At 72.4% G+C, this 21,219-nt stretch carries 20 protein-coding genes, 1 other RNA gene and 1 pseudogene; 2 read left to right on the top strand and 20 right to left on the bottom strand.

Going from position 1 to position 21,219, the window contains the following annotated elements:
- Window positions 1–51: 51 nt before the first annotated feature.
- The 15 genes from ftsA to rsmI form a co-directional block, all read right to left on the bottom strand.
- Window positions 52–1,287 (bottom strand): cell division protein FtsA, encoded by a 1,236-nt coding sequence (ftsA, locus tag FPZ22_RS09815; protein ID WP_144892558.1) that lies wholly within the window; start codon window positions 1,285–1,287, stop codon window positions 52–54.
- A complete protein-coding gene (locus tag FPZ22_RS09810; protein ID WP_144892556.1) occupies window positions 1,284–1,988 on the bottom strand; it encodes a cell division protein FtsQ/DivIB in 705 nt (234 codons plus the stop codon). The genes ftsA and FPZ22_RS09810 overlap by 4 nt, the downstream gene beginning before the upstream one ends.
- Complete coding sequence (locus tag FPZ22_RS09805) at window positions 1,985–2,923, bottom strand: D-alanine--D-alanine ligase (protein ID WP_144892554.1); 939 nt, start codon at window positions 2,921–2,923, stop codon at window positions 1,985–1,987. The genes FPZ22_RS09810 and FPZ22_RS09805 overlap by 4 nt, the downstream gene beginning before the upstream one ends.
- A complete protein-coding gene (gene murC, locus FPZ22_RS09800) occupies window positions 2,920–4,374 on the bottom strand; it encodes a UDP-N-acetylmuramate--L-alanine ligase (RefSeq protein WP_144892552.1) in 1,455 nt (484 codons plus the stop codon). The genes FPZ22_RS09805 and murC overlap by 4 nt, the downstream gene beginning before the upstream one ends.
- The gene (ftsW, locus tag FPZ22_RS09795) at window positions 4,371–5,675 is read right to left on the bottom strand and encodes a putative lipid II flippase FtsW (protein ID WP_144892550.1); all 1,305 of its coding nucleotides are present in this window, start codon (window positions 5,673–5,675) and stop codon (window positions 4,371–4,373) included. The genes murC and ftsW overlap by 4 nt, the downstream gene beginning before the upstream one ends.
- Window positions 5,675–6,760, bottom strand: coding sequence for a phospho-N-acetylmuramoyl-pentapeptide-transferase (gene mraY, locus FPZ22_RS09790; RefSeq protein WP_144892548.1), 1,086 nt, complete (start codon window positions 6,758–6,760; stop codon window positions 5,675–5,677). The genes ftsW and mraY overlap by 1 nt, the downstream gene beginning before the upstream one ends.
- Window positions 6,750–8,180 (bottom strand): UDP-N-acetylmuramoyl-tripeptide--D-alanyl-D-alanine ligase, encoded by a 1,431-nt coding sequence (locus tag FPZ22_RS09785; RefSeq protein ID WP_144892547.1) that lies wholly within the window; start codon window positions 8,178–8,180, stop codon window positions 6,750–6,752. Before FPZ22_RS09785 ends, mraY begins: the two co-directional genes overlap by 11 nt.
- Window positions 8,177–9,652, bottom strand: a complete 1,476-nt coding sequence (locus FPZ22_RS09780) for a UDP-N-acetylmuramoyl-L-alanyl-D-glutamate--2,6-diaminopimelate ligase (protein ID WP_144892545.1) — start codon at window positions 9,650–9,652, stop codon at window positions 8,177–8,179. Before FPZ22_RS09780 ends, FPZ22_RS09785 begins: the two co-directional genes overlap by 4 nt.
- Window positions 9,649–11,439 (bottom strand): peptidoglycan D,D-transpeptidase FtsI family protein, encoded by a 1,791-nt coding sequence (locus FPZ22_RS09775; protein WP_144892544.1) that lies wholly within the window; start codon window positions 11,437–11,439, stop codon window positions 9,649–9,651. The genes FPZ22_RS09780 and FPZ22_RS09775 overlap by 4 nt, the downstream gene beginning before the upstream one ends.
- Window positions 11,436–11,699, bottom strand: a complete 264-nt coding sequence (ftsL, locus tag FPZ22_RS09770) for a cell division protein FtsL (RefSeq protein WP_144892542.1) — start codon at window positions 11,697–11,699, stop codon at window positions 11,436–11,438. The genes FPZ22_RS09775 and ftsL overlap by 4 nt, the downstream gene beginning before the upstream one ends.
- Window positions 11,696–12,592, bottom strand: a complete 897-nt coding sequence (gene rsmH, locus FPZ22_RS09765) for a 16S rRNA (cytosine(1402)-N(4))-methyltransferase RsmH (RefSeq protein WP_144894108.1) — start codon at window positions 12,590–12,592, stop codon at window positions 11,696–11,698. The genes ftsL and rsmH overlap by 4 nt, the downstream gene beginning before the upstream one ends.
- 56 nt (window positions 12,593–12,648) lie before the next feature.
- Entirely contained in the window at window positions 12,649–13,095 is a 447-nt protein-coding gene (locus FPZ22_RS09760; protein WP_144892540.1) for a division/cell wall cluster transcriptional repressor MraZ, read from the bottom strand.
- Between the two features lie 362 nt (window positions 13,096–13,457).
- Window positions 13,458–13,810: RNase P RNA component class A (gene rnpB / locus FPZ22_RS09755), an RNA gene on the bottom strand.
- 7 nt (window positions 13,811–13,817) lie between these two features.
- Window positions 13,818–14,753, bottom strand: a complete 936-nt coding sequence (locus tag FPZ22_RS09750; RefSeq protein WP_144892538.1) for an alpha/beta hydrolase — start codon at window positions 14,751–14,753, stop codon at window positions 13,818–13,820.
- Window positions 14,754–14,814: 61 nt separating this feature from the next.
- On the bottom strand, window positions 14,815–15,642 hold the full coding sequence (rsmI, locus tag FPZ22_RS09745; RefSeq protein ID WP_144892536.1) for a 16S rRNA (cytidine(1402)-2'-O)-methyltransferase: 828 nt from the start codon (window positions 15,640–15,642) through the stop codon (window positions 14,815–14,817).
- A gap of 55 nt (window positions 15,643–15,697) precedes the next feature.
- Here rsmI and FPZ22_RS09740 point away from each other — a divergent pair, with 55 nt between their 5' ends.
- Together FPZ22_RS09740 and FPZ22_RS09735 are read left to right on the top strand one after the other, a co-directional pair.
- Window positions 15,698–16,879, top strand: a complete 1,182-nt coding sequence (locus tag FPZ22_RS09740; RefSeq protein ID WP_144892534.1) for a penicillin-binding protein activator — start codon at window positions 15,698–15,700, stop codon at window positions 16,877–16,879.
- 61 nt (window positions 16,880–16,940) lie between these two features.
- Window positions 16,941–17,312 (top strand): YraN family protein, encoded by a 372-nt coding sequence (locus FPZ22_RS09735; protein WP_144892532.1) that lies wholly within the window; start codon window positions 16,941–16,943, stop codon window positions 17,310–17,312.
- Between the two features lie 28 nt (window positions 17,313–17,340).
- Here the strand turns inward: FPZ22_RS09735 and thiL are convergent.
- The 5 genes and pseudogenes from thiL to FPZ22_RS09710 all read right to left on the bottom strand — a co-directional run bounded on the left by thiL (window position 17,341) and on the right by FPZ22_RS09710 (window position 21,218).
- A pseudogene (thiL, locus tag FPZ22_RS09730) lies at window positions 17,341–18,355 on the bottom strand (thiamine-phosphate kinase).
- Between the two features lie 30 nt (window positions 18,356–18,385).
- Window positions 18,386–18,904, bottom strand: a complete 519-nt coding sequence (gene nusB, locus FPZ22_RS09725; protein WP_144892531.1) for a transcription antitermination factor NusB — start codon at window positions 18,902–18,904, stop codon at window positions 18,386–18,388.
- A complete protein-coding gene (gene ribH / locus FPZ22_RS09720; RefSeq protein ID WP_144892529.1) occupies window positions 18,853–19,320 on the bottom strand; it encodes a 6,7-dimethyl-8-ribityllumazine synthase in 468 nt (155 codons plus the stop codon). The genes nusB and ribH overlap by 52 nt, the downstream gene beginning before the upstream one ends.
- Window positions 19,321–19,409: 89 nt before the next feature.
- Window positions 19,410–20,525, bottom strand: a complete 1,116-nt coding sequence (gene ribB / locus FPZ22_RS09715) for a 3,4-dihydroxy-2-butanone-4-phosphate synthase (RefSeq protein WP_144892527.1) — start codon at window positions 20,523–20,525, stop codon at window positions 19,410–19,412.
- A 99-nt stretch (window positions 20,526–20,624) separates the two neighbouring features.
- Entirely contained in the window at window positions 20,625–21,218 is a 594-nt protein-coding gene (locus FPZ22_RS09710) for a riboflavin synthase (RefSeq protein ID WP_144892525.1), read from the bottom strand.
- Window position 21,219 lies beyond the last annotated feature (1 nt).

Genomic DNA, 21,219 nt, shown 5'->3' with positions numbered 1-21,219 from the left:
ATGGCCGCTCCCACGTGAGTGGTGTCCCCGTTGCTTGCCGGCCGTCCATGGTCAGAACTCCCCGTTGAACCAGGTCTTGAGCTTCTTGAGCAGGCTGCCGGCGCGCCCCGTGGGCAGCACCGGGCGGCGCGGGTGCTCGATCTGGCTGCCCATCAGCAGCAGGCCGACGCCGGTGGCGTGCACCGGGTTGTTGACCACTTCGCCCAGGCCGGTGACGTGCTGCGGGATGCCCACCCGCACCGGCATCTGCAGCATTTCCTCGGCCAGCTCGACCACGCCTTCCATCTTCGCGGCGCCGCCGGTCAGCACCATGCCGGCGCGCACGTGCTGCTCGAAGCCCGAGCGGCGCAGTTCGGCCTGCACCATCTCGAAGATCTCCTCGTAGCGTGCCTGCACGGCCTGGGCCAGCGACTGCCGCGGCAGGCGGCGCGGCGGACGGTCGCCGACGCTGGGCACCTGGATCGATTCCTCGCTGGTCGCGAGCTGGGCCAGCGCGCAGGCGTAGCGGACCTTGATCTGCTCGGCCTCGGGGGTGGGCGTGCGCAGCATGTGCGCGATGTCCTCGGTGACCTTGTCGCCGGCGATCGGCAGGCTGGAGGTATGGCAGATCGCGCCCTGCACGAACACCGCCAGGTCGGTGGTGCCGGCGCCGATGTCCACCATCACCACGCCCAGCTCGCGCTCGTCGCTGGTCAGCACCGCGGTGCTCGATGCCAGCGACGACAGCACCAGATCGTCGATCTGCAGGTCGCAGCGCTGGACGCACTTGCTGATGTTGGCCGCCGCCGACTGCGCGCAGACCACGAGGTGGGCATGCACCTCCAGGCGCACGCCGGTCATGCCGACCGGGTTGCGGATGCCTTCCTGCGAGTCGTCGAGCACGTACTCGCGCGGGATGGCATGCAGGATCTTCTGGTCGGCCGGGATCGCGACCGCCTTGGCGGCGTCGAGCACCCGGTCGAGGTCGCTCCAGGTGACCTCGCCGTCGCGGATCGGGACGATGCCCGGCGAGTTCTTGCACTGCACGTGGCTGCCCGAGATCGAGGCGTAGACGGAGCGGATGTCGCAGCCGGCCATGAGCTCGGCCTCCTCGATCGCGCGCTGGATCGACTGCACGGTGGATTCGATGTCCACCACCACGCCGCGCTTGAGCCCGCGCGATTCGTGGCTGCCGATGCCGATCACCTCGATGGGGTTGCCCGGCGAGTACTCGCCGACCAGGGCCACCACCTTGGAGGTGCCGATGTCGAGGCCGACGATGAGGGCCTTGTCTCCCTTGCGGTTCATGCGCTGCTTTCCTCGGCCCATGTCAGGGCGAATCCATTGGTGTAGCGAAGGTCGGCGCGTGACAGCGGCTGCCGCCGCTGCAGGAGCTGCGGCAGCAGGCGCGCGAAGCGGGCCATGCGGGTGCGGACCTGGTGGCTGCCGATCACCACCTCGGTGCCGTTGGACAGGACCATGGCCCAGCTGCCGCGGCTGTCGAGCAGCAGCGCGCGTACGCCGATGCCGGCCGGCGCGAACAGTTCGCGCGCGGCCCCGTAAAGTTCGACGACTTCGTCGCTGCGCGCGTCCGGGCCATGCAGCAAGGGCAGTCCCGCCGGCGTCTCGATGCCTTCCGCGGGGAACAGGCGGCCCTGCTGCGACAGCAGGCGGTCCTCGCCCCAGCGCGCGAACGGACGGTGTTCCCGCACCCGCACCTCGAGCACGTCCGGCCAGCGCTTGCCGACGTCGGCCTGTTCCACCCAGGGCAGGCGCGCCACGTCCGCGCGCGCCTCGTCCAGGCGCACGGCGAAGAAGCCCTGCCGCGCATACGGCAGCACCGCCTCGCGCACCTGCGCAGGATCGACCTGCTGCAGGCCGTCGTTGATGCGCAGCGTGCGCAGCGGCCAGCGCTCGGCGCCGATCCAGCCCTCGAGCACCGCGACCACCGGCAGCGCGATCAGCGCCACCGCGAGCGTCCACGCCAGGATCCGCAGCAGCGCGCTCACAGCGTCTGCTCCAGCACGCGCCAGCACAGTTCGGCGTAGTCGCAGCCCAGCTGTGCCGCGGCCTTGGGCACCAGCGAATGGCCGGTCATGCCAGGCGCGGTGTTGATCTCGATCAGCTGCAGGCCGCGCTCGCGGTCGCGCATCACGTCCACGCGGCCCCATCCGCTGCAGGCGGCGGCGTGGAAGGCGCGCAGCGCGAGGTCGCGGATGTCCGCCTCGTCGTCGCCCTCGAGGCCGGGGCAGAGGTACTGCGTATCGTCGGCGATGTACTTGGCGTGGTAGTCGTACCACTCGCCGGCCGGCACGATGCGGATCGACGGCAGCGCGATGCCGCCGAGGATGCCGACGGTCAGCTCGTCGCCGCGCACCATCTGCTCCATCAGCAGCTCGCCGTCGTAGGCGGCCGCGAAGTCGATGGCGGGAACGAGGTCCGCCTCCGACAGCACCCGGAACACGCCGACGCTGGAGCCTTCGCCCGAAGGCTTCACGAACACCGGGTAGCCCAGGCGGTCCGCCGCGGCGCGCAGGTCGGCGCCCTTCGGAAGACGCTCGTAGCGCGGCGTGGGCAGGCCTTCGGACAGCCAGACCTGCTTGGTGCGGATCTTGTCCATGGTCAGCGCGCTGCCGAGCACGCCGGAGCCGGTGAACGGAACGCCCAGCGCCTGCAGCAGGCCCTGCAGCACGCCGTTCTCGCCCACGCCGCCATGGAGGATGTTGAACACGCGCTGGAAGCGGCCGGCCTGCAGCGCGTCCAGCAGCGCCGGCACACCGTCGACGCCGTCCGCGTCCACGCCGCGCGAACGCAGGGCCGCGAGCACGTTGCGGCCGGAGTCCAGCGACACCGCACGCTCGCTGGTGTCCCCGCCCATGAGCACGGCCACGCGGCCAAAGGCGGCGGCATCGGTGCAGCGCAGCGCGGGCAGGCGGCCGCTCATGCGCCCTCCCCGGCCTTCGGGAAGCCTTCGACGGCCAGCTGCTGCGCGAGGTGGCCGATGTCGCCGGCGCCCATCACCAGCAGCAGGTCGCCGTCCTCGAGGATGTCGGGCAGCACGTCGCGCAGTTCGGCAGGGCCGTTGACCACCACCGGGTCGATCCGGCCGCGGGCGCGGATCGCGCGCGCCAGCGCCCGCGCATCGGCGTTCGCCAGCGGCTGCTCGCCCGCCGGATAGACCTCGGTCAGCACCAGGGCGTCGACGTCGGACAGTACGCCGGCGAAGTCGTCGAGCAGATCGCGGGTGCGGCTGTAGCGGTGGGGCTGGAACGCGACCACCAGGCGCCGCTCCGGCCAGCCGCCGCGGGCGGCCTCGAACACCGCCGCGAGTTCGCGCGGGTGGTGGCCGTAGTCGTCGACCAGCTGCACGGTGGCACCGCGCGCGGTGGTGAGCTCGCCCAGCCGGTTGAAGCGACGGCCGATGCCCTGGAACTTCGCCAGCGCGCTGCGGATCGCCTCGGGCTGCACGCCCAGCTGCCAGGCCACGGCGGCCGCGGCCAGGGCGTTCTGCACGTTGTGCCGGCCCGGCAGGGCCAGCTCCATCGGCGTGGCCGAGGCGTCGGGGAGCACCAGGTCGAACAGCATGGTCGGGCCGTCCTGGCGCACGTTCTCGGCGCGCACGTCGGCGTCGGCGTGGAAGCCGTAGGTCATGACGTGGCGCGAGACGGTGCCGGACAGGGCCTCGACCTCCGGGTCGTCGATGCACAGCACCGCGAGGCCGTAGAAGGGCAGCCGGTGCAGGAACTCGGAGAAGGCCTGCTGCACGCGCGCGAAGTCGCCGCCGTAGTTCTCGAGATGGTCGACGTCGATGTTGGTGACGATCGCCACCAGCGGGTTCAGGCGCAGGAAGCTGCCGTCGCTCTCGTCGGCCTCGGCCACCAGCCAGTCGCCGCCGCCCAGGCGCGCGTTGGCGCCGGCAGCGAGCAGCTTGCCGCCGATCACGAAGGTCGGGTCGAGCCCGCCCTCGGCCAGCACGCTGGCGAGCAGCGAAGTGGTGGTGGTCTTGCCGTGCGTGCCGGCGACCGCCACGCCGCGGCGGAAGCGCATCAGCTCGGCCAGCATCTCCGCGCGCGGCACCACCGGGATGCGCTGCGCGCGCGCTTCCAGGAGTTCCGGGTTGTCGGGCCGGATCGCGCTGGAGACGACCACGCAGTCGGTGCCCAGCACGTTGGACGCGGCGTGGCCGCGATGCACGGTGGCGCCGAGGCTGGCCAGGCGGCGGGTGACCAGGCTGTCGGCGGTGTCCGAGCCCGAGACCTGGTAGCCGAGCGTGCACAGCACCTCGGCGATGCCGCTCATGCCGGTGCCGCCGATGCCGATGAAGTGCACGCGCGAATGGCGGCGCGCGAAGTCGGCCATCGGCACGCCATGGGTGTCGTGGAGGCGGCGGATCATGCCTTCGCCTCCGGCATCAGCCTGGGCTCGACCCGCTGCCGCAGGCGGCTGGTTCCGCGCGCGGCCAGCGACGGCACCGGCTGCGCGGTGGGTGGCGGCGACGTGGCGGCGGGTGCCGCGGCCTCGCCGCGCAGCCGCGCGACCTGGCGCTGGGTGCGGTCGAGCTCGTAGGACACGCGCAGCAGCAGGCCCACGGCGACGCAGGTCATCATCACGCTGGAGCCTCCGGACGAGACCAGCGGCAGGGTCAGGCCCTTGGTCGGCAGCAGGCCCAGGTTGACGCCGATCGAGACCAGCGCCTGCAGGCTCATCCACAGCGCGATGCCGAAGGCCACGTAGCCGGCGAAGTGGCGGCGCGTCTCCACGCAGCGCAGCCCGACGAGGAAGGCGCGCCCCACGAGCAGCGCGTACAGGCCGATCACCAGGCAGACGCCGACGAAGCCCAGCTCCTCGGCGATCACCGCCAGGATGAAGTCGGTATGCGCCTCGGGCAGGTAGTTGAGCTTCTGGATCGACGCGCCCAGGCCCACGCCCCAGAACTCGCCGCGGCCGACCGCCATCAGCGCGTTGGCGAGCTGGTAGCCGCTGTTGAAGGGATCCGCGAAGGGGTCCATGAACGAGGTCAGCCGGCGCATGCGGTAAGGCTCGGCGATCGCCACCACGGCCAGCAGCGGCAGCAGCGCGAGCACCGGCGCGGCCATGCGCGGCAGGTGCACGCCGCCCAGCACCAGCATGCCGGCGGTGATCGCCAGCAGCAGCGCCAGCGATCCGAAGTCGGGCTGCAGCGCGAGCAGCGCCATCAGCACGATCGCCACGCCGATCGGCTTCATCATCGCGCCCCAGGTGGCGTTGACCTCGTCGCGGAAGCGCACCAGGTAGCTGGCCAGCCAGACGATGTACATCACCTTCACCGCCTCGACCGCCTGGAACTTCGAGACCCCGAGGTTGATCCAGCGCTGCGCGCCGTTGACGCTGCTTCCCAGGCCCGGCACGAACACCAGCAGCAGGGCCACGACGCAGCCGACCAGCAGCAGCCGGTCGAAGCGCTCGACGGTCTTGAGCTCGGTGCGCATGGCCCAGAACGCGAGCCCGCTGCCGGCGGCCATGAACAGCACGTGGCGCACGAGGAAGTAGTACGGGCCCACACCCAGCTCCTCGCCCACGGCGATCGAGCTCGACGCCACCATCACGATGCCGAGCGCACCCAGGCCCAGCGCGGCGCCGAGCATCCACGGGTCGTAGCGCCCGCCGATGGCCTCGAGCCTCACTGCCTGCGTGCCGCGGTCGTGGCTGCCGTCCATCAGCGCACCTTCAGCGTGGCCAGGCCGACGAGGACGAGGATCACCGAGATGATCCAGAAGCGCACGATCACGCGCGGCTCCGGCCAGCCCTTCAGCTCGAAGTGGTGGTGGATCGGCGCCATGCGGAACACGCGCTTGCCGGTGAGCTTGAAGCTCGCCACCTGGATCATCACCGACAGCGTCTCGATCACGAAGATGCCGCCCATCACCACCAGCACCAGCTCCTGGCGCACGATCACGGCGATGGTGCCCAGCACCGCGCCCAGCGCCAGCGCGCCGATGTCGCCCATGAAGACCATGGCGGGATAGGTGTTGAACCAGAGGAAGCCGAGCCCCGCCCCCGCTATCGCGGCGCAGATGATCACCAGCTCGCCCGCGCCGGGCACGCGCGGGATCTGCAGGTACTCGGCGAACTGGGCGTGGCCGGAGGCGTAGGCGAAGACGCCCAGGGCGCAGGCCACCAGCACCGTGGGCATGATCGCCAGGCCGTCGAGGCCGTCGGTGAGGTTGACCGCGTTGGAGAAACCGACGATCCAGAAGTACGCGATGGCGACGAACGAGACGCCGGCCAGCGGCAGGGCCACCGCCTTGAAGAACGGGATGTAGAAGGTGGTCGCCACCGGGGTGTCGGCGGTGAACCACAGGAACAGGCCGGCGGCGAGTCCGATGATCGACTGCAGCGCGTACTTGGTGCGCGAGCGCATGCCGTTGGGGTCGCGCCTGACGATCTTGATCCAGTCGTCCCACCAGCCGATGGCACCGAACCCGGCCATCACCAGCAGCACCAGCCACACGTGCCTGTTGCGCAGGTCGCCCCACAGCAGCACCGAGGCCAGCACCGTGATCAGGATCAGGCCACCCCCCATGGTCGGCGTGCCGGCCTTGGAGAAATGCGTCTGCGGACCGTCCTGGCGGATCGGCTGCCCGCCCTTGTACTGGGCGAGCCTGCGGATCACCGCCGGACCCCACCACAGCGACAGGAAGAGCGCGGTCAGCGCCGCGAGGATGCCGCGGAAGGTCAGGTAGTTGAACAGCCCGAAGAGGCCGTCGAGCTGCTCCAGCCAGCGGGTGATTTCAAGCAGCATCGTCATCGACTCCTTCAAGCAGCGCGCGGACCACGCGATCCATCGCGCTGCCGCGCGAACCCTTGACGAGGATGGTGGGGGGCGGGGTCGCAGCTGTAGCTGCTCCTACGGGTGCAGCGGTGTCCCCTCCTTCCGCAGGAGCAGCGACAGCTGCGACCAGCGCCGCCGCCAGTTCCTCGTGCGAAGCGAACACGCACCCACCCTCCCCGAACGCCTCAGCCGCCTCCGCGGCCAGCGCACCCAGCGCGAACACCCGCGCCACCCCCGCCTCGCGCGCACGGCGGCCCGCGGCGCGGTGCAGCGCAACGGCGTCCGCGCCGAGCTCGCGCATGTCGCCGAGCACCAGCCAGCCCTCGCCCGGAGCGACGGCCAGGATGTCGATGGCCGCGGCCAGCGAGCCCGGGTTGGCGTTGTAGCTGTCGTCCACCAGCCAGGCGCCGCCGGGCAGCCGGCGGCGGACCAGGCGGCCCGCGACCGGCTGTGCCCGGGTCAGGCCTTCGGCGATCGCCAGCAGCGGTGCGCCGCAGGCCAGGGCCAGCGCCGCGGCCGCCATCGCATTGGCGACGTTGTGCCGGCCGGGCAGCGCCAGCGAGATCCGCGCCTCGCCCTCCGGCGTCACCAGCACGAACTCGCTGCCGCCCTCGCCCGGCACGAGTTCGCGGACGCGCACGTCGGCGCGCTCGCCGAAGCCGAAGCGCAGCAGCCGCCGGCCGTGCGCGCGTTCGGCGAAGAACGGCGCGAAGGCGTCGTCGGCGTTGATCACCGCGGTGCCGTCGGACGGCAGCGCGTCGTAGATCGCGGCCTTGGTATCGGCCACGCCCTGCAGGCTGCCCATGCGCTCGAGGTGCGCGGGCGCGATGTTGTTCACCAGTGCGACCCGTGGGCGCGCGATCGCCGCCAGATAGGCGATGTCGCCGGGCTTGCCGGCGCCCATCTCGTAGACCGCGAACGGAGCCTCGTCGTCGGCCTCGATGATCGCCAGCGGCAGACCGATCTCGTTGTTGCGGTTGCCGGGACTGAAGGTGACGCCGGCCACGCGCTCCAGGATCGAGATCGTGAGCTCCTTGACGCTGGTCTTGCCGTTGCTGCCGGTGATCGCGACCACCGTCTGCCCGGGGCGCTCGGCCTGCAGCGAGGCGGCCAGCGCGCCCAGGGCCTCGACCGTGTCGCCGACCACCACCTGCGGCAGGTCCAGGTCCAGCGGACGCGAGACCAATGCGGCGGCGGCGCCCGCCGCGGCGACTGCGGCGACGTGCTCGTGCCCGTCGAAGTGTTCGCCGGCGATCGCCACGAACAGCGTCGCGCCGGGGCCAGGCCGGAAGGTGCGGCTGTCGGTCGCGATCGCATCCACCGTGGCGTCGGCGCCCTGCAGGCGGCCGTTGCAGGCGCGGGCGATGCGCGAGAGCGCGAGCGGCCTCATGCCCGCGCCTCCAGCGCGCGACGCGCGACGTCGCTGTCGTCGAAGGGATGGAGCACGCCCTCGATCTCCTGGCAGGGCTCGTGGCCCTTGCCCGCGACGAGCACGATGTCGCCGGCTCCGGCGGCGCCCACGGCACGGCGGATGGCGGCGGCGCGGTCGCGCTCGACCGTCACCGCCGCGGGATCGCGGAAGCCGCGCATGATGTCGGCGACGATGGCGTCGCCGTCCTCGCGGCGCGGGTTGTCGTCGGTGACCACCACGACGTCGGCGCCGGCCTCGGCCGCCGCGGCCATCTCGGGACGCTTGCCGCGGTCCCGCTCGCCCCCGCAGCCGAACACGCAGGTGATGGCGCCGGCAGCATGCGCGCGCACCGCGGCCAGCGCCTGCGCCAGGGCGTCGGGCGTGTGCGCGTAGTCGACCACCACCAGGGGCTGGCGGTCGCGGCCGCCGAGGCGGTTCATGCGGCCCGGGATCGGCTGCAACCGGCCGAGCACGCGCGCGATGTCGGCCGCGGCCACGTCCTGGGCATGCAGCACGCCGGCCACCGCGAGCAGGTTCTCGACGTTGAAACGGCCGAGCAGGGGCGAGCGCACCGGATGCACCTCGTCGCCGATGCGGAGGTCGAAGGCGATGCCGGCGGCGTCGAGCACGATGCCTCCGGCCGCGACCGAGGCCTGAGCGTCGTCGCGCGCGCTGGTGCCGATCCGGCGCAGCGCCGCCGGCAGGCGCGCGAACAGCTCGCGTCCGAACCCGTCGTCGATGTTCACCACGGCGGCCGCCAGCCCGGGCGCCGAGAACAGGCGCGCCTTGGCGGCGCCGTAGCCGGCCATGTCGCCGTGGTAGTCGAGATGGTCGCGGGTGAGGTTGGTGAACACGCCGACCTGGAAATGCACGGCGTCGACGCGACCCTGGTCGAGCGCGTGCGAGCTGGTCTCCATCGCCACCGCCCGGGCGCCCGCGTCGCGCAGCTGCGCCAGCAGTTCGTGGACCTGCAGGACCAGCGGCGTGGTGAAGCCGGTCGGGCGCACCTCGCCGTGGAGGCCGGCACCGAGCGTGCCGATGGTCGCGGCGCGGCGACCGAGCAGCTCCCAGGCCTGGGCCAGCAGCTGCACGGTGGAGGTCTTCCCGTTGGTGCCGGTGACCGCGACCGTCGACATCGCCGCGGAGGGGCGGCCGTGGAACGCATCCGCCATCGCGCCCATGCGCGCGCGCAGGCCGGGAACGGCGATCGCGTCGGCCGGCGGCGCGGGCACGTCGGCGGGCACCGGCGGCTCGTACATCACCGCGGCCGCGCCGGCGGCCAGCGCCTGCGCGGCGAAGTGCAGGCCGTGGGTGCCGAAGCCGGCGATGGCCACGAAGCCGTCGCCGGGACGCACCGAGCGGCTGTCGAGCACCAGGCCCGACACCTCCAGCGCCTCCGGCACGCCGGCGACGTCGGGCAGCAGTTCGCGCAGACGCATGCGGCGGCTCACGGGCGACCTCCGGCGGTGGTCGCCATGCGCGGCGCGCTGCGCGCGCGCTCCTTCTCCTGCTGCTTCGCCTGCTCCGCCAGCCAGGTCTCGATGTCGTCGGGCGGCACGTCCATCAGCCGCAGCGCACCGTCCATCACGCTCTTGAACACCGGCGCGGAAACGAAGCCGCCGTAGATGCCCTTGGTCGGGTCCGGGTCGTCGATCACCACGACCATCGAGAAGCGCGGGTTCTCCACCGGCACCACGCCGGCGAAGAACGAGAAATAGCGGCGCGAATAGCCGCCGCCCGAGGCCTTGCGCGCGGTGCCGGTCTTGCCGGCGACGTGGTAGCCGGGAATCGCGGCCTGGATGGCGGTGCCACCGGGTTCGGTGACCGTCTGCATCATCTTCAGCACGGTGTCGGCGACCGCCGCCTCCATCACCTGCACCGGTTCTTCATGCTGGCCCTTGACCAAAGTCGGACGCACCGCGCGACCGTGGTTGGCCAGCGTGGCGTAGGCGCGCGCGATCTGCAGCGGCGTCGCCGAGAGCCCGTAGCCGTAGCTCATGGTCTGCTTGTGGGTTCCGCTCCAGACCGACACCGGCGGCAGCAGGCCCGAGGCCTCGCCGGGGAAGCCGCTGCCGGTGACGCGGCCGAAGCCCAGCCGCGCCAGGTAGTCGTGGTAATAGGCGTTGTCCAGCTTCTCCACGATCCGCGAAGTGCCGATGTTCGAGCTCTTGGTGATGACGCCCGTGGTGTCGAGCACGCCAAGGTTGCGATGGTCGGTGGTGCGGTAGCGGCCGTTCGGGATCCAGCCCGGGTTGGTGTCGAAGATCGTGTGCGGCGTGATCACGCCGGCGGACAGGCCGGCGGCCACGGTGATCGGCTTGATGGTCGAGCCGGGCTCGATCAGGTCGGTGACCGCACGGTTGCGGCGCGCATCGCGATGCTCGCCGGTGACCGCATTCGGGTTGTACGTGGGCAGGTTGGCCATGGCGAGGATCTCGCCGGTGGCGATGTCGAGTACCACCGCCGATCCGGCGCTTGCGCCGGTGCGCTGCAGGGTCGCGCGAAGCTCCCTGTGCGCCAGATACTGGATGCGCCGGTCGATGCTGAGCGTGAGGTCCTTGCCCGGCTGCGCCGCGCGCACCAGGTCCACGTTCTCGACGATGCGGCCGCGGCGGTCGCGGATGACGCGCTGCGCACCGGGCACGCCGCTCAGCCATTCATCGAAGGCGAGCTCCACGCCCTCCTGCCCGGCGTCGTCGATGTTGGTGAAGCCCAGCACGTGCGCCAGGGCCTCGCCCTGCGGGTAGAAGCGGCGGAACTCGCGCTGCGAGAACACGCCCGGCACTTTGTGCGCCAGGATCGCCTCGGCCTCGCTCGGGTTGATGCGCCGCTTGAGGTAGACGAACTCCTTGTCCGCGCGCTGCGTGAGGCGGCGCTCGAGGTGGTCCAGCGGCACGCCCAGCGCCTTCGCCAGCTCCGGCAGGCGGTCGGGATGCTTGAGCAGCTCCTGGGGATTGCCCCAGACGCTGTCCACGGGCGAGGACACCGCCAGCGGTTCGCCGTTGCGGTCGGTGATCATGCCGCGCGAGGTCGGGATCGGGATCTCGCGCAGGAAGCGGGCGTCGGCCTTCTGCTGGTAGTAGGCGTTGTCGACCAGCTGCAGGTCGACGGCGCGCGCCACCAGCACCACGCCGCACAGGCCGAGCACGCCGGTCACCAGCGTCAGCCGGCCGCGCAGGTCGAACTGCGCGCGGCCGCGGGGCCGGACCACGCCGTTGCGGTCGCGACGGAACTTCATGGCCGCACCACCACGATTTCCCCGGCCTCGGGGAACTTCATGCCCAGGCGCGCGCGCGCGACCTGGTCGATGCGGTTGGCCTCGGCCCAGGTGGCCTGTTCGAGCTGCAGGCGGCCGAAGTCGATGTTGAGCTCGTCGCGCTCGTCCACCAGCCGGGTCAGCTCGACGAACAGCTGGCGGTGCTGATGGCGCGCATGCACCACGCCGATCGCGGCGACCACGTTGGCGAGCAGCAGCACGATGACGAGGAAGCGGGTCATGCCGCCGCCTCCAGTTTCTCGGCCACGCGCAGCACGGCGCTGCGCGCGCGCGGGTTGGCGGCGACTTCCTCGGCGTCGGCCTTCTGCGCGCCGCCCACGGCGCGCAGGGTCGGCACGAAGCCGGTGGCCTCCGGCAGCCTGCGGTTGCCCGCGGGCGCCTTCGAACGGCTCGCGATGAAGCGCTTGACGATGCGGTCCTCGAGCGAGTGGAAGCTGATCACGGCGAGGCGGCCACCGGGCCGCAGCGCAGCGTGCGCGGCGTCCAGTCCGGCCTCCAGGTCCGCCAGCTCGCGGTTGACGTGGATGCGGATGGCCTGGAACGAGCGCGTGGCGGGATGGATCTCGTGGCGGCCGGCCCTCGGCTTCGGCATCACCGAGGCGATCAGCGCGGCCAGTTCGCCGGTCCGCGCGATCGGCGCCTGCGCGCGGCGCTCGACGATGGCGCGCGCGATGCGCCGGCTCATGCGCTCCTCGCCGTACGTCCAGAGCACGTCGGCGATCTCGTCCGCGGAGGCGCGCGCCAGCCACTCCGCGGCGCTCTCGCCCGCGTCCGGATCCATGCGCATGTCCAGCGGACCGTCCTTGCCGAAGCTGAAGCCCCGCTCGGCGACATCGAGCTGGGGCGAGGACACGCCGAGATCGAACAGCACGCCGTCCAGGCCGGCGGCGACGGCGTCCCAGCGTCCGAGGTCCGCGAAGCTGCCGCGCATGATCGACACGCGCGGATCCGCGCCGAACTCCCGTCCGGCGACGGCGATCGCTTCGGGATCCTTGTCCATCAGCAGCAGCCGGCCTCCGCTCCCCAACGCCCCCAGCACACCGCGGGCATGGCCGCCGCGGCCGAAGGTGCCATCCAGGTAGGTTCCTTCCGCATGCACGCGCAGCCCTTCCATGACCTGCTTGAACAAGACCGGAAGGTGCGCGGAGCGGACATCCGCGGCACCCCCCGTCACAGCTGCAGCCCGACCAGGTCGTCGCCGAAATCGTCGTCGCCCAACGGCGTCTCGATCTGCGCGCGGTGCGCCTGCTCGCTCCAGAGCTCGAACTTGTCGCCCATGCCCAGCAGCACGGCCTTCTTCTCGATGCCGATCGCGTTGCGATGACTGGCCGGGATGGAGATGCGGCCGTTGCCGTCGGGCTCGACGATCGCCGCCGCGCCGACCAGCTTCAGCTGCAGGCGGCGGTTGGCCTGCTTGACCCGGGGCAGCGCGTTGACGCCGTCGCGCACTCTCTCCCAAGCCTCGTAGGGATAGATGTAGAGAGAGCCCGTTTCGAACGGGTTGTAGGTGATGACCAGGCGATTGCCGAATTCGGACGCAACGATCTCCCGGTAGCCGGTCGGAATCGCCAGCCGTCCCTTGTCGTCGATCGTGATGGCGTTCTCGCCCTGCAACACGTCTGCCTGCCCACTCCATACCCGTCTGCGGCGGGCTTCATGCGCTCGGAAACCACGATATCCCATGACTTCCCACGCAACGCCACCTTAGGAGCGGCCAACACCCTTGTCAACAAGGTCGTGGGGGAATTTTCGTCAGGCAGCTCAATGACTTGCGCCAGACTTGAGAGACTTGTTCAAGCTTTATCCACAAGCTGCTGTTTAGTCTCACTTTATGAGAATCGTGATCATCTTCACGATGTTTTTACATCCGGCGGCGCTGCTCCTGCGCAGCCCTCCCGCCCTGCGTCCGCGGCGGGCGGCACGCGCCCACCCGGAGCCCGCCCCGATCGGGAGAGGGTCTTCCGGTGATCCGAATGAGGTGGCGGAGCCGGCCGATAAGCCGGGTTCTGTCGTGGACAGTCATTCCTCTCGGCGCATCGTCACCGATACGCTCAAGCAGCCTACCCGGAGACACCGCGGGCCGCGGCATCGTCTCCCTATTTGGCCTTGCTCCCGGTGGGGTTTGCCGTGCCGGTCCGTTGCCGGACTCGCGGTGCGCTCTTACCGCACCGTTTCACCCTTGCCACGCACTCTTTCGAGCCGTTCGGCGGTCTGCTCTCTGTTGCACTTTCCGTCGGCTCGCGCCGCCCAGGCGTTACCTGGCACCGTGCCCTGTGGAGCCCGGACTTTCCTCGGCACCCGCAAGGGGTGACGCGACTGTCTGGCCGGCTCCGCCGCGGTCATTGTGTCACGGCGCGCGCGTGGCGGGGCGACCACCAAGCCAGGCCTTCCACCTGCGGCCGGCAATCGACCGCTGCTGCCGGCGCTCCGGCCACGCGCTCCACCAGCGCGGCCATCGCCGCGTGGAACTCTGGCGATCGGCTCGCGTCGTTGTGTGACTTGCCGGGGACCACCAACAGCGTCCGGCACGCCACCGGCAGCGGCGTGGCCTCGTAGAGCCGCCGGCTGAACGCGGGGGGCGTCGCCGGATCGGCTTCGCCGACGACGTAGAGCACCGGCTCGTCCAGGCCCGGCACCACCGGCAGGTTGCCCTGCCGGGCCAAGCTGCCCTCGACCGCGATCCTGCGGATCCACATGCGCTGCCACCACGGCAGCTGCGAGCGCTGCCAAGCGACCCAGTCCTCGGTGGTGGTGGCGCTGCTCTCCAGCACCAGCCCGCCCAGCGTGCGCCGCGCCGCCACGTGCCCAGCCATGAAGCTGCCCAGCGACTGCCCATGGACGATGAGCGGCCGCCCCCGTCGCGCAGCCTCCTCCGCGACGTGGTCGTGGACGCGCAGAGCGTCGTCCATCATCGCGGCGATCCCGGGGCTGCCGGTGCTGGCGCCGTAGCCGCGGTGGTCGACCAGCACGAGATCCACCGGGAGAGGGCCGTAGACCCCGGCGCTGAAACGCGCGGCGCGGCCGGTGCGGTAGGCGTTGCCGCCGAAATAGAGCACGGTGGCGCGCGCATCGGGTCGGGTCATCGACAGCGTGTAGAGCGACGCGCCGTCGACCTCGATCCGCCCGTCTTCGAAACCATGCTGCGGGAAAGCTTCACGAAGGGCGTCAAGCTCCGGCGCCGGCGCCGGCTGCGGGCTGACCAGGTAGGACTCGCGGTAGTTGAAGGTGCAGCCGGTGGCCAGCAACAGCCAGGCGAAGAACAGGATTCGCTTCACTGGTTTGAACTCCCTTTCGTTGATGTCCGTACGCTGCAGGCCGCTCGTGCTGTCGCCGCTTCTACCGTCCGCCGTACAGGGCCTTGCGCGGCGCGCCGCTGATCTCGGCGGCCAGTTTCGCGGCGACGGACGGCTTCAGTTCGGTGGCCAGCAGCGCGTAGATCCGCCGTCCCTCGGCGATCTTCGCATCGGCGTCATCGCCGGCGCCCTGCACCAGCAGCACGAACTCGCCCCTGCGCTGGTCCGGGTCGGCGTCCACCCGCGCCTGCAGACCGGAAAGCGGCCCGTCGAGCACGGTCTCGAACAGCTTGGTCAGCTCGCGCGCCAGCACCGCCGGGCGCTCACCGCCGAACGCCGCCACGCAGTCGGCAAGGGTGTCGGCGATGCGATGGGAGGACTCGTAGAACACCAGCGTCCGCACCTCGCCGGCCAGCGCGGCCAGGCGCTCGCGGCGCGCGCCGGCCTTCGCCGGCAGGAAGCCTTCGAAGGCGAAGCGGTCGCTGGGCAACCCGGCCACGCTCAGCGCGGCGATGATCGCGCTGGGCCCGGGCACCGGGCTGACGCGGATTCCGGCCTCGCGCGCGGCGCGCACCAGGCGGAAGCCGGGATCGCTGACCAGCGGCGTGCCTGCGTCGGACACGAGGGCCAGCGATTCGCCCGCGGCGAGCCGCGCCACCAGCCGTTCCGCCACCTCGGCCTCGTTGTGCTCGTGCAGTGCCTGCAGCGGTCGCTCGATGCCGAAGTGGGCCAACAGATGGCGGGTGTGGCGGGTGTCTTCGGCGCAGACCGCGTCCACGCTGCGCAGCGTCTCCAGCGCGCGCGGCGACAGGTCGGCGAGGTTGCCGATCGGCGTGGCGACGACGTGGAGGGTTCCGGCGGCGGGCTGCATCGTGTCCCTGCGGGTGACGGTAGAATCCGGGCATTCTCGCAGCCGGAGCGCTTCGATGCGCCATCCCTGGAAGCAGGTCCTGACCGCAACCCTCGCCGCGCTCGCGGTCGCGGGCTGCTCGACCGTGCAGGTCGCGCGGCCGGTCGAGGCACCGTCGGGCCGGCCGGAACCGGCGGCCACGGGACACTGGCAGTTCGACGCCGGCGACCGCCCGCCCGCCGAACGCGACGGCTATCGCCCGCCGCGCAGGCTGGCCGTGCTGCTGCCGCTGTCCGGCAGCCTGGCCACCGCGGCCGGCCCGGTGCGCGACGGCCTGCTGGCCGGCTACTACGGCGAATACCGGCGCCGCCCCGACCTCGAGTTCTACGACACCGCCGGCACCGCCCGGGGCGCGGTGGACGCGTACCGGCGCGCGGTGGCCGAGGGCGCCGACCAGGTGGTCGGGCCGCTGGGCCGCGAGGAGGTGGACGCGGTGTTCGCGCAGACCGTGGCCACGGTGCCGGTCCTGGCGCTCAACCGCGCCGGCGCGCCGCCCGTGAACAGCGCCAGCTACGCGCTTGCGCCGGAAGACGAAGGCACCGCGGCGGCGGACTTCTTCGCCGCGCGCAACGCCCTGCGCGTGCTGGTGCTGAGTTCGGGCGACGACAACGCCCGCCGCAGCACCGGGGCACTGGCCGCCAGGCTGGGGGAACTGGGCGGCGGCGTCGTGCAGACGCTGGCCGTGGTCGGCGACGAGCCACCGGATCTCGTCGGCGCGATGCAGGCGGCGCTGCAGCGGGAGGGCGGCGTGGACGCGGTGTACATGGCCCTGCGCGGGCCGCAGGCGCGGCTGATGGCGGCGCAGGTTTCCGCGGCCGGGCTGCACGGCCGTCCCCGCGCGGCGACGTCGCAGCTGCTGTCGGGCACCGGGAATCCCGAAGAGGACGCGGCGCTGGACGGCATCGCCTTCCCCAGCGACGCATGGACCGTGTCCGGAGCCCCCGGACTGCCGGCGGCGCGCGGCGTTGCCGAGGCGCTGCCGACCGCGCGGGGCCCGGCCGCGCGCCTGTTCGCCTTCGGCTACGACGCCTGGCTGCTCTCGGCCTACCTCGGCCACCTGGCCAGCAGCCCGGAAGCCTCCGTCTCCAGCGCCAGCGGCGTGCTGCGCATGGGTCCCGGCGGGCACGTGCTGCGCACACCGGCCTGGTCGACCTTCAGCGGCGGCCAGGTGGTGCCGCTGGCCGGCGCCGGGCGGTGAACCGGAGCCCGGCGGCGGTGTGCCGGGCGATCGGCGGGGCGCGTCGCCCGGAAGCAGGCCGATGAGCGAGGCGCGCCGGCGTGGCGCCCGCGTCGAGGCGGCGGCGCGCACGCACCTGTTGCGCGCCGGACTGGACGAGGTCGCGGCCAACGCCGGCTACCGCCTCGGCGAACTCGACCTGGTGATGCGCGACGGCGACACCCTGGTGTTCGTGGAGGTGCGCTATCGGGCCAGCGCCGACTACGGCGGCGGCGCGGAGTCGGTCGACCGCGGCAAGCGCCGGAAGCTGGTGCGCGCGGCGGAACTGTTCCTGCTGCAGCATCCGGCCCTGGCGGAAGCGTTCTGCCGCTTCGACGTGGTCGAGGCCCTCGGCGATCCCGACGCACCGGACTTCACCTGGCACCGCGACGCCTTCCGCGCCGACGACGCCTGAGGCCCCGCAGCGCGACCGCGATTCCCGCCTATGGAAGGCCCGGCGGGGGCGCCGGCGAGGCGGCGAAGTGTTCATGGCCGGTGCGCGCCGGCCGCCAGGGCTCGCCGGCGGCATCGAAAGCGCGCACGCCCTGCCCCGCGACGATCCCGCCCACGCGGGTGACCTCCACGCCCGCCGCGGCCGCGGCCGCGCGCACGGCGTCGTCCAGGCCCGCAGGCGCGGTGGAAGCAGAGCTCGTAGTCGTCGCCGCCGGTGGCCTGCAGGGTGCGCAGGAGGTCACCGTCGAAGTGTGGACGCAGCGCCTCGCGGCCCGGCAGGGCATCGACGTCCAGCCGTGCGCCGATGCCGCTGGCGGCACAGACATGGCCGAGGTCGGCGAGCACGCCGTCGGAGATGTCGATGCAGGCCGTGGCCGTGCCGGTCAGCGCCCGGCCCAGCGCGACCCGCGGCAGCGGCCGGTCCAGGCGCTGGCGCAGCGCCGGATCGATCCGCGTTTCTCTGCCCGGCCCCTGTCCGGGCGCCATGCCACGGCGCCACTGCTCCAGCGCGCCCGCCGCGCCGCCCAGGGCACCGCTGACCCACACGGTGTCGCCCGCCCGCGCGCCATCGCGGCGCAGCGCGCGACCCGGGGCGACGAAACCGTGCACGGTGACCGACACCGACAGCGGCCCGCGCGTGGTGTCGCCGCCAACCAGGGCGACGCGATGCGCCCGCGCGAGCGCGAGGAAGCCGTCGAGGAAGCCGATCATCCAGTCCGGGTCGCCATCGGGCAGCGACAGCGACAGCGTGCACCAGGCCGGTTCGGCACCCATCGCCGCAAGATCGGACAGGTTCACCGCCAGCGCCTTCCAGCCGATGTCGGCCGCGGCGGTGCCGGCGGGGAAGTGCACGCCCGCATTGAGCGTGTCCATGGCCACCGCCAGCTGCATGCCGGGCGGCGGCTGCAGCAGCGCGGCGTCGTCGCCGATGCCCAGCACCACGTCGTCGCGCGCCTGCGTGGCGGCACGCGTCCGGATCAGGTCGATGAGAGAGAACTCGGCCATCGCAGTGGCCGCTGGGCCGGCCGCGCGGGCTCAGCCGCGGGCGGCCCGCACCTCGGCCGCACGCCAGTCGGCGGCGGCGTGGTCGAGCACGCCGTTGACGTAGGTGTGCCCGTGCTCGGAGCCGAAGCGCTTGACCGTCTTCAGCGCCTCGTCGATCACCACCCGGTAGGGCACGTCGATGCGGTGCCGCAGTTCGTAGGCGGCGATGCGCAGCATGGCGCGCTCGATCGGGTCGACGTCGGCGATGGGGCGGTCGAGGAAGGGCTGCAGCGCGGCGTCGAGGTCGCGGCGATGGGTCTCCACGCCGCGCACCAGGTCTTCGAAGTACTCCAGGTCGGCCACTTCGTGGGCCTGCTCGTGCGCGAACTGGGCGATGGCGTTGCGCGCGTCCACGCCCGAGAGCTGCATGGCATAGACCGCCTGCAGCGCGCGCCGGCGCGAGCGCGAGCGCCCGACGGTGTCGATGCCGCCGCTGCCGCGGCCGCCGCGCGGCGGCCTCACGACAGCCTGCCCAGCAGGTTGGCCATCTCGATCACCACCAGGGCGCATTCCTCGCCCTTGTGGCCATGGCTGCCGCCGGCGCGGTTCTCGGCATCGGCGAGGTCGTCGACGGCGAGTACGCCGTTGGCCACCGGCAGGCCGTGTTCGACCTGCAGCCGGGCCAGCGCCTGGGCGCAGCTGTCGGCGACATGCTCGAAGTGGCGGGTGTCCCCGCGCACGACGCAGCCCAGCGCGACCAGGGCGGCATGGCGGCCGTCGCGGGCGAGGCGGGATGCCACCACCGGGATCTCCCAGGCGCCGGGCACGCGGATCACGTCGACCGACCCGGCGTCCACGCCGTGGCGCTCGAAGGTGGCGCGCGCGCCGGCCACCAGGGCATCGACGATGCGCGAGTTCCAGCGGCTGGCGATGATCGCGAAGCGCGCGCCTTCAGGGGCGCGCAGGTCGCCTTCGTGATGCGTCATGTCGGGTTCCTTGGACGAGGGCGCATTCTAAGCCCTGCGCCGCGGCGGTGCCGCCCATCGCCCGCGGCTGCAGGCGATGAAGCGGAGGTTCAGCCCGCGTGCTCGATGTATTCCACCACCTCGAGGCCGAAGCCCGCCAGGCCGACCTGCTTGCGGGCGGTGCCCATCACGCGCAGCCGGCCGAGGCCGAGGTCGGCGAGGATCTGGCTGCCGGCGCCGTTGCGGCGCCACTCGACCAGACCACCGGCCTCGCCGCGGCCGCCGGCGTCCGGCGGCGCATCGGCCGCGCGCAGGCGCTGGAGCAGGGCGTCGGGCGTCTGGCCGCCGTCGAGCAGCACCAGCGCACCCCGGCCCTCGGCGGCGATCGCGGCGAGCACGTCGCCGACGGCCGGCCCGAAGTCCGGGCGGCGCCAGCGCAGCACGTCGGCGAGGGCGTTGCGCACCTGCACCCGCACCAGGGTGGGCGTGGCGGCGTCGGGTTCGCCGCGGACAAGGGCGAAGTGCAGCCCGTGGCCCAGGCGGTCGCGGTAGGTGTACAGCCGGAACGGGCCGTGCTCGGTCTCGATGTCGCGGCTGTCCACGCGTTCGACCGTGTGCTCGGTCTCCAGGCGGTGGCGGATCAGGGCCTCGATCGAGCCCATCTTCAGCCCGTGTTCGCGCGCGAACACTTCGAGCTCCGGCCGCCGCGCCATGGTCCCGTCGGGGTTGAGGATCTCGACCAGCACGCCGGCCGGCTCCAGCCCCGCGAGCAGCGCGAGATCGGCCGCGGCCTCGGTATGGCCCGCGCGGGCGAGGACCCCGCCGGGCTGCGCGGCCAGCGGGAAGATGTGCCCCGGCTGCGCGAGGTCGGACGGCTGCGCGTTCGGCCGGACCGCGGTGCGGATGGTGTGCGCGCGGTCGTAGGCGGAGATGCCGGTGGTCACGCCCTCGGCGGCCTCGATCGAGACGGTGAAGTTGGTGTGGTGCGACGACGTGTTGTCGCGGACCATCGGCGGCAGCCCGAGCTGGGCGCAGCGCTCGCGGGTCAGCGACAGGCAGACCAGGCCGCGGGCGTGGGTGACCATGAAGTTGATGTCGGCCGGGCGCACGAGTTCGGCGGCCATGATCAGGTCGCCCTCGTTCTCGCGGTCCTCGTCGTCGACGATGACGACCATGCGGCCGGCGCGGAGTTCTTCGAGCAGTTCGGGGATGGGGGCGAAAGACATGGCGGACTGCGACCTGTGGTTTGTGGGAGCGGCCATGGCCGCGACATGGACTGCGAGGATCGGAGCCGCTTCCACAGGGATGGCCTGCGGGCGGGCCGATCAGGGCGTGGTGCGAAGGCGTTCGAGGTAGCGCGCGACCAGGTCGACCTCGAGGTTCACCGCGTCGCCGGTGCGGGCGACCGCGAACGCGGTGTTGGCGACGGTGTGCGGCACCAGCGCCACCTCGAAATCGTCGGCACCGGCGGCATTGACCGTGAGGCTGACGCCGTCGACGCAGATCGAGCCTTTCTGCGCGACGTACTTCGCCAGCGCCGGGGGCATGGCGAAGCGCCAGCGCTGGGCGCGTGCGTCCTCGCGGACGTCCAGCACGCGGCCGACGCCGTCGACGTGGCCGCTGACCAGATGGCCACCGAGGCGGTCGGTCGGCCGCATCGCGCGCTCCAGGTTCAAGGGCGTGCCCGGGGCCAGGCCGCCGAGCGTGGTCAGGGCCAGGGTCTCGTTGGAGGCGTCGGCCTCGAAATGGCCGGCGTCGAAGGCGACCACGGTCAGGCAGACGCCGTTGACCGCGATGCTCTCGCCCAGCCGCGCGTCCGCGAAGGGCAGCGCACCCACCGCGATGCGCAGGCGGGCGTCGCCGCCGCGCTGCTCGCGTGCGTCCAGGCGTCCGACGGCCTCGATGATTCCGGTGAACACG

Source organism: Luteimonas granuli (genome assembly GCF_007795095.1).
Classification (GTDB): Bacteria; Pseudomonadota; Gammaproteobacteria; order Xanthomonadales; family Xanthomonadaceae; genus Luteimonas; species Luteimonas granuli.
Note: the sequence above shows the minus strand (reverse complement) of the source record. Positions and strands in the feature narration are given on the sequence as shown.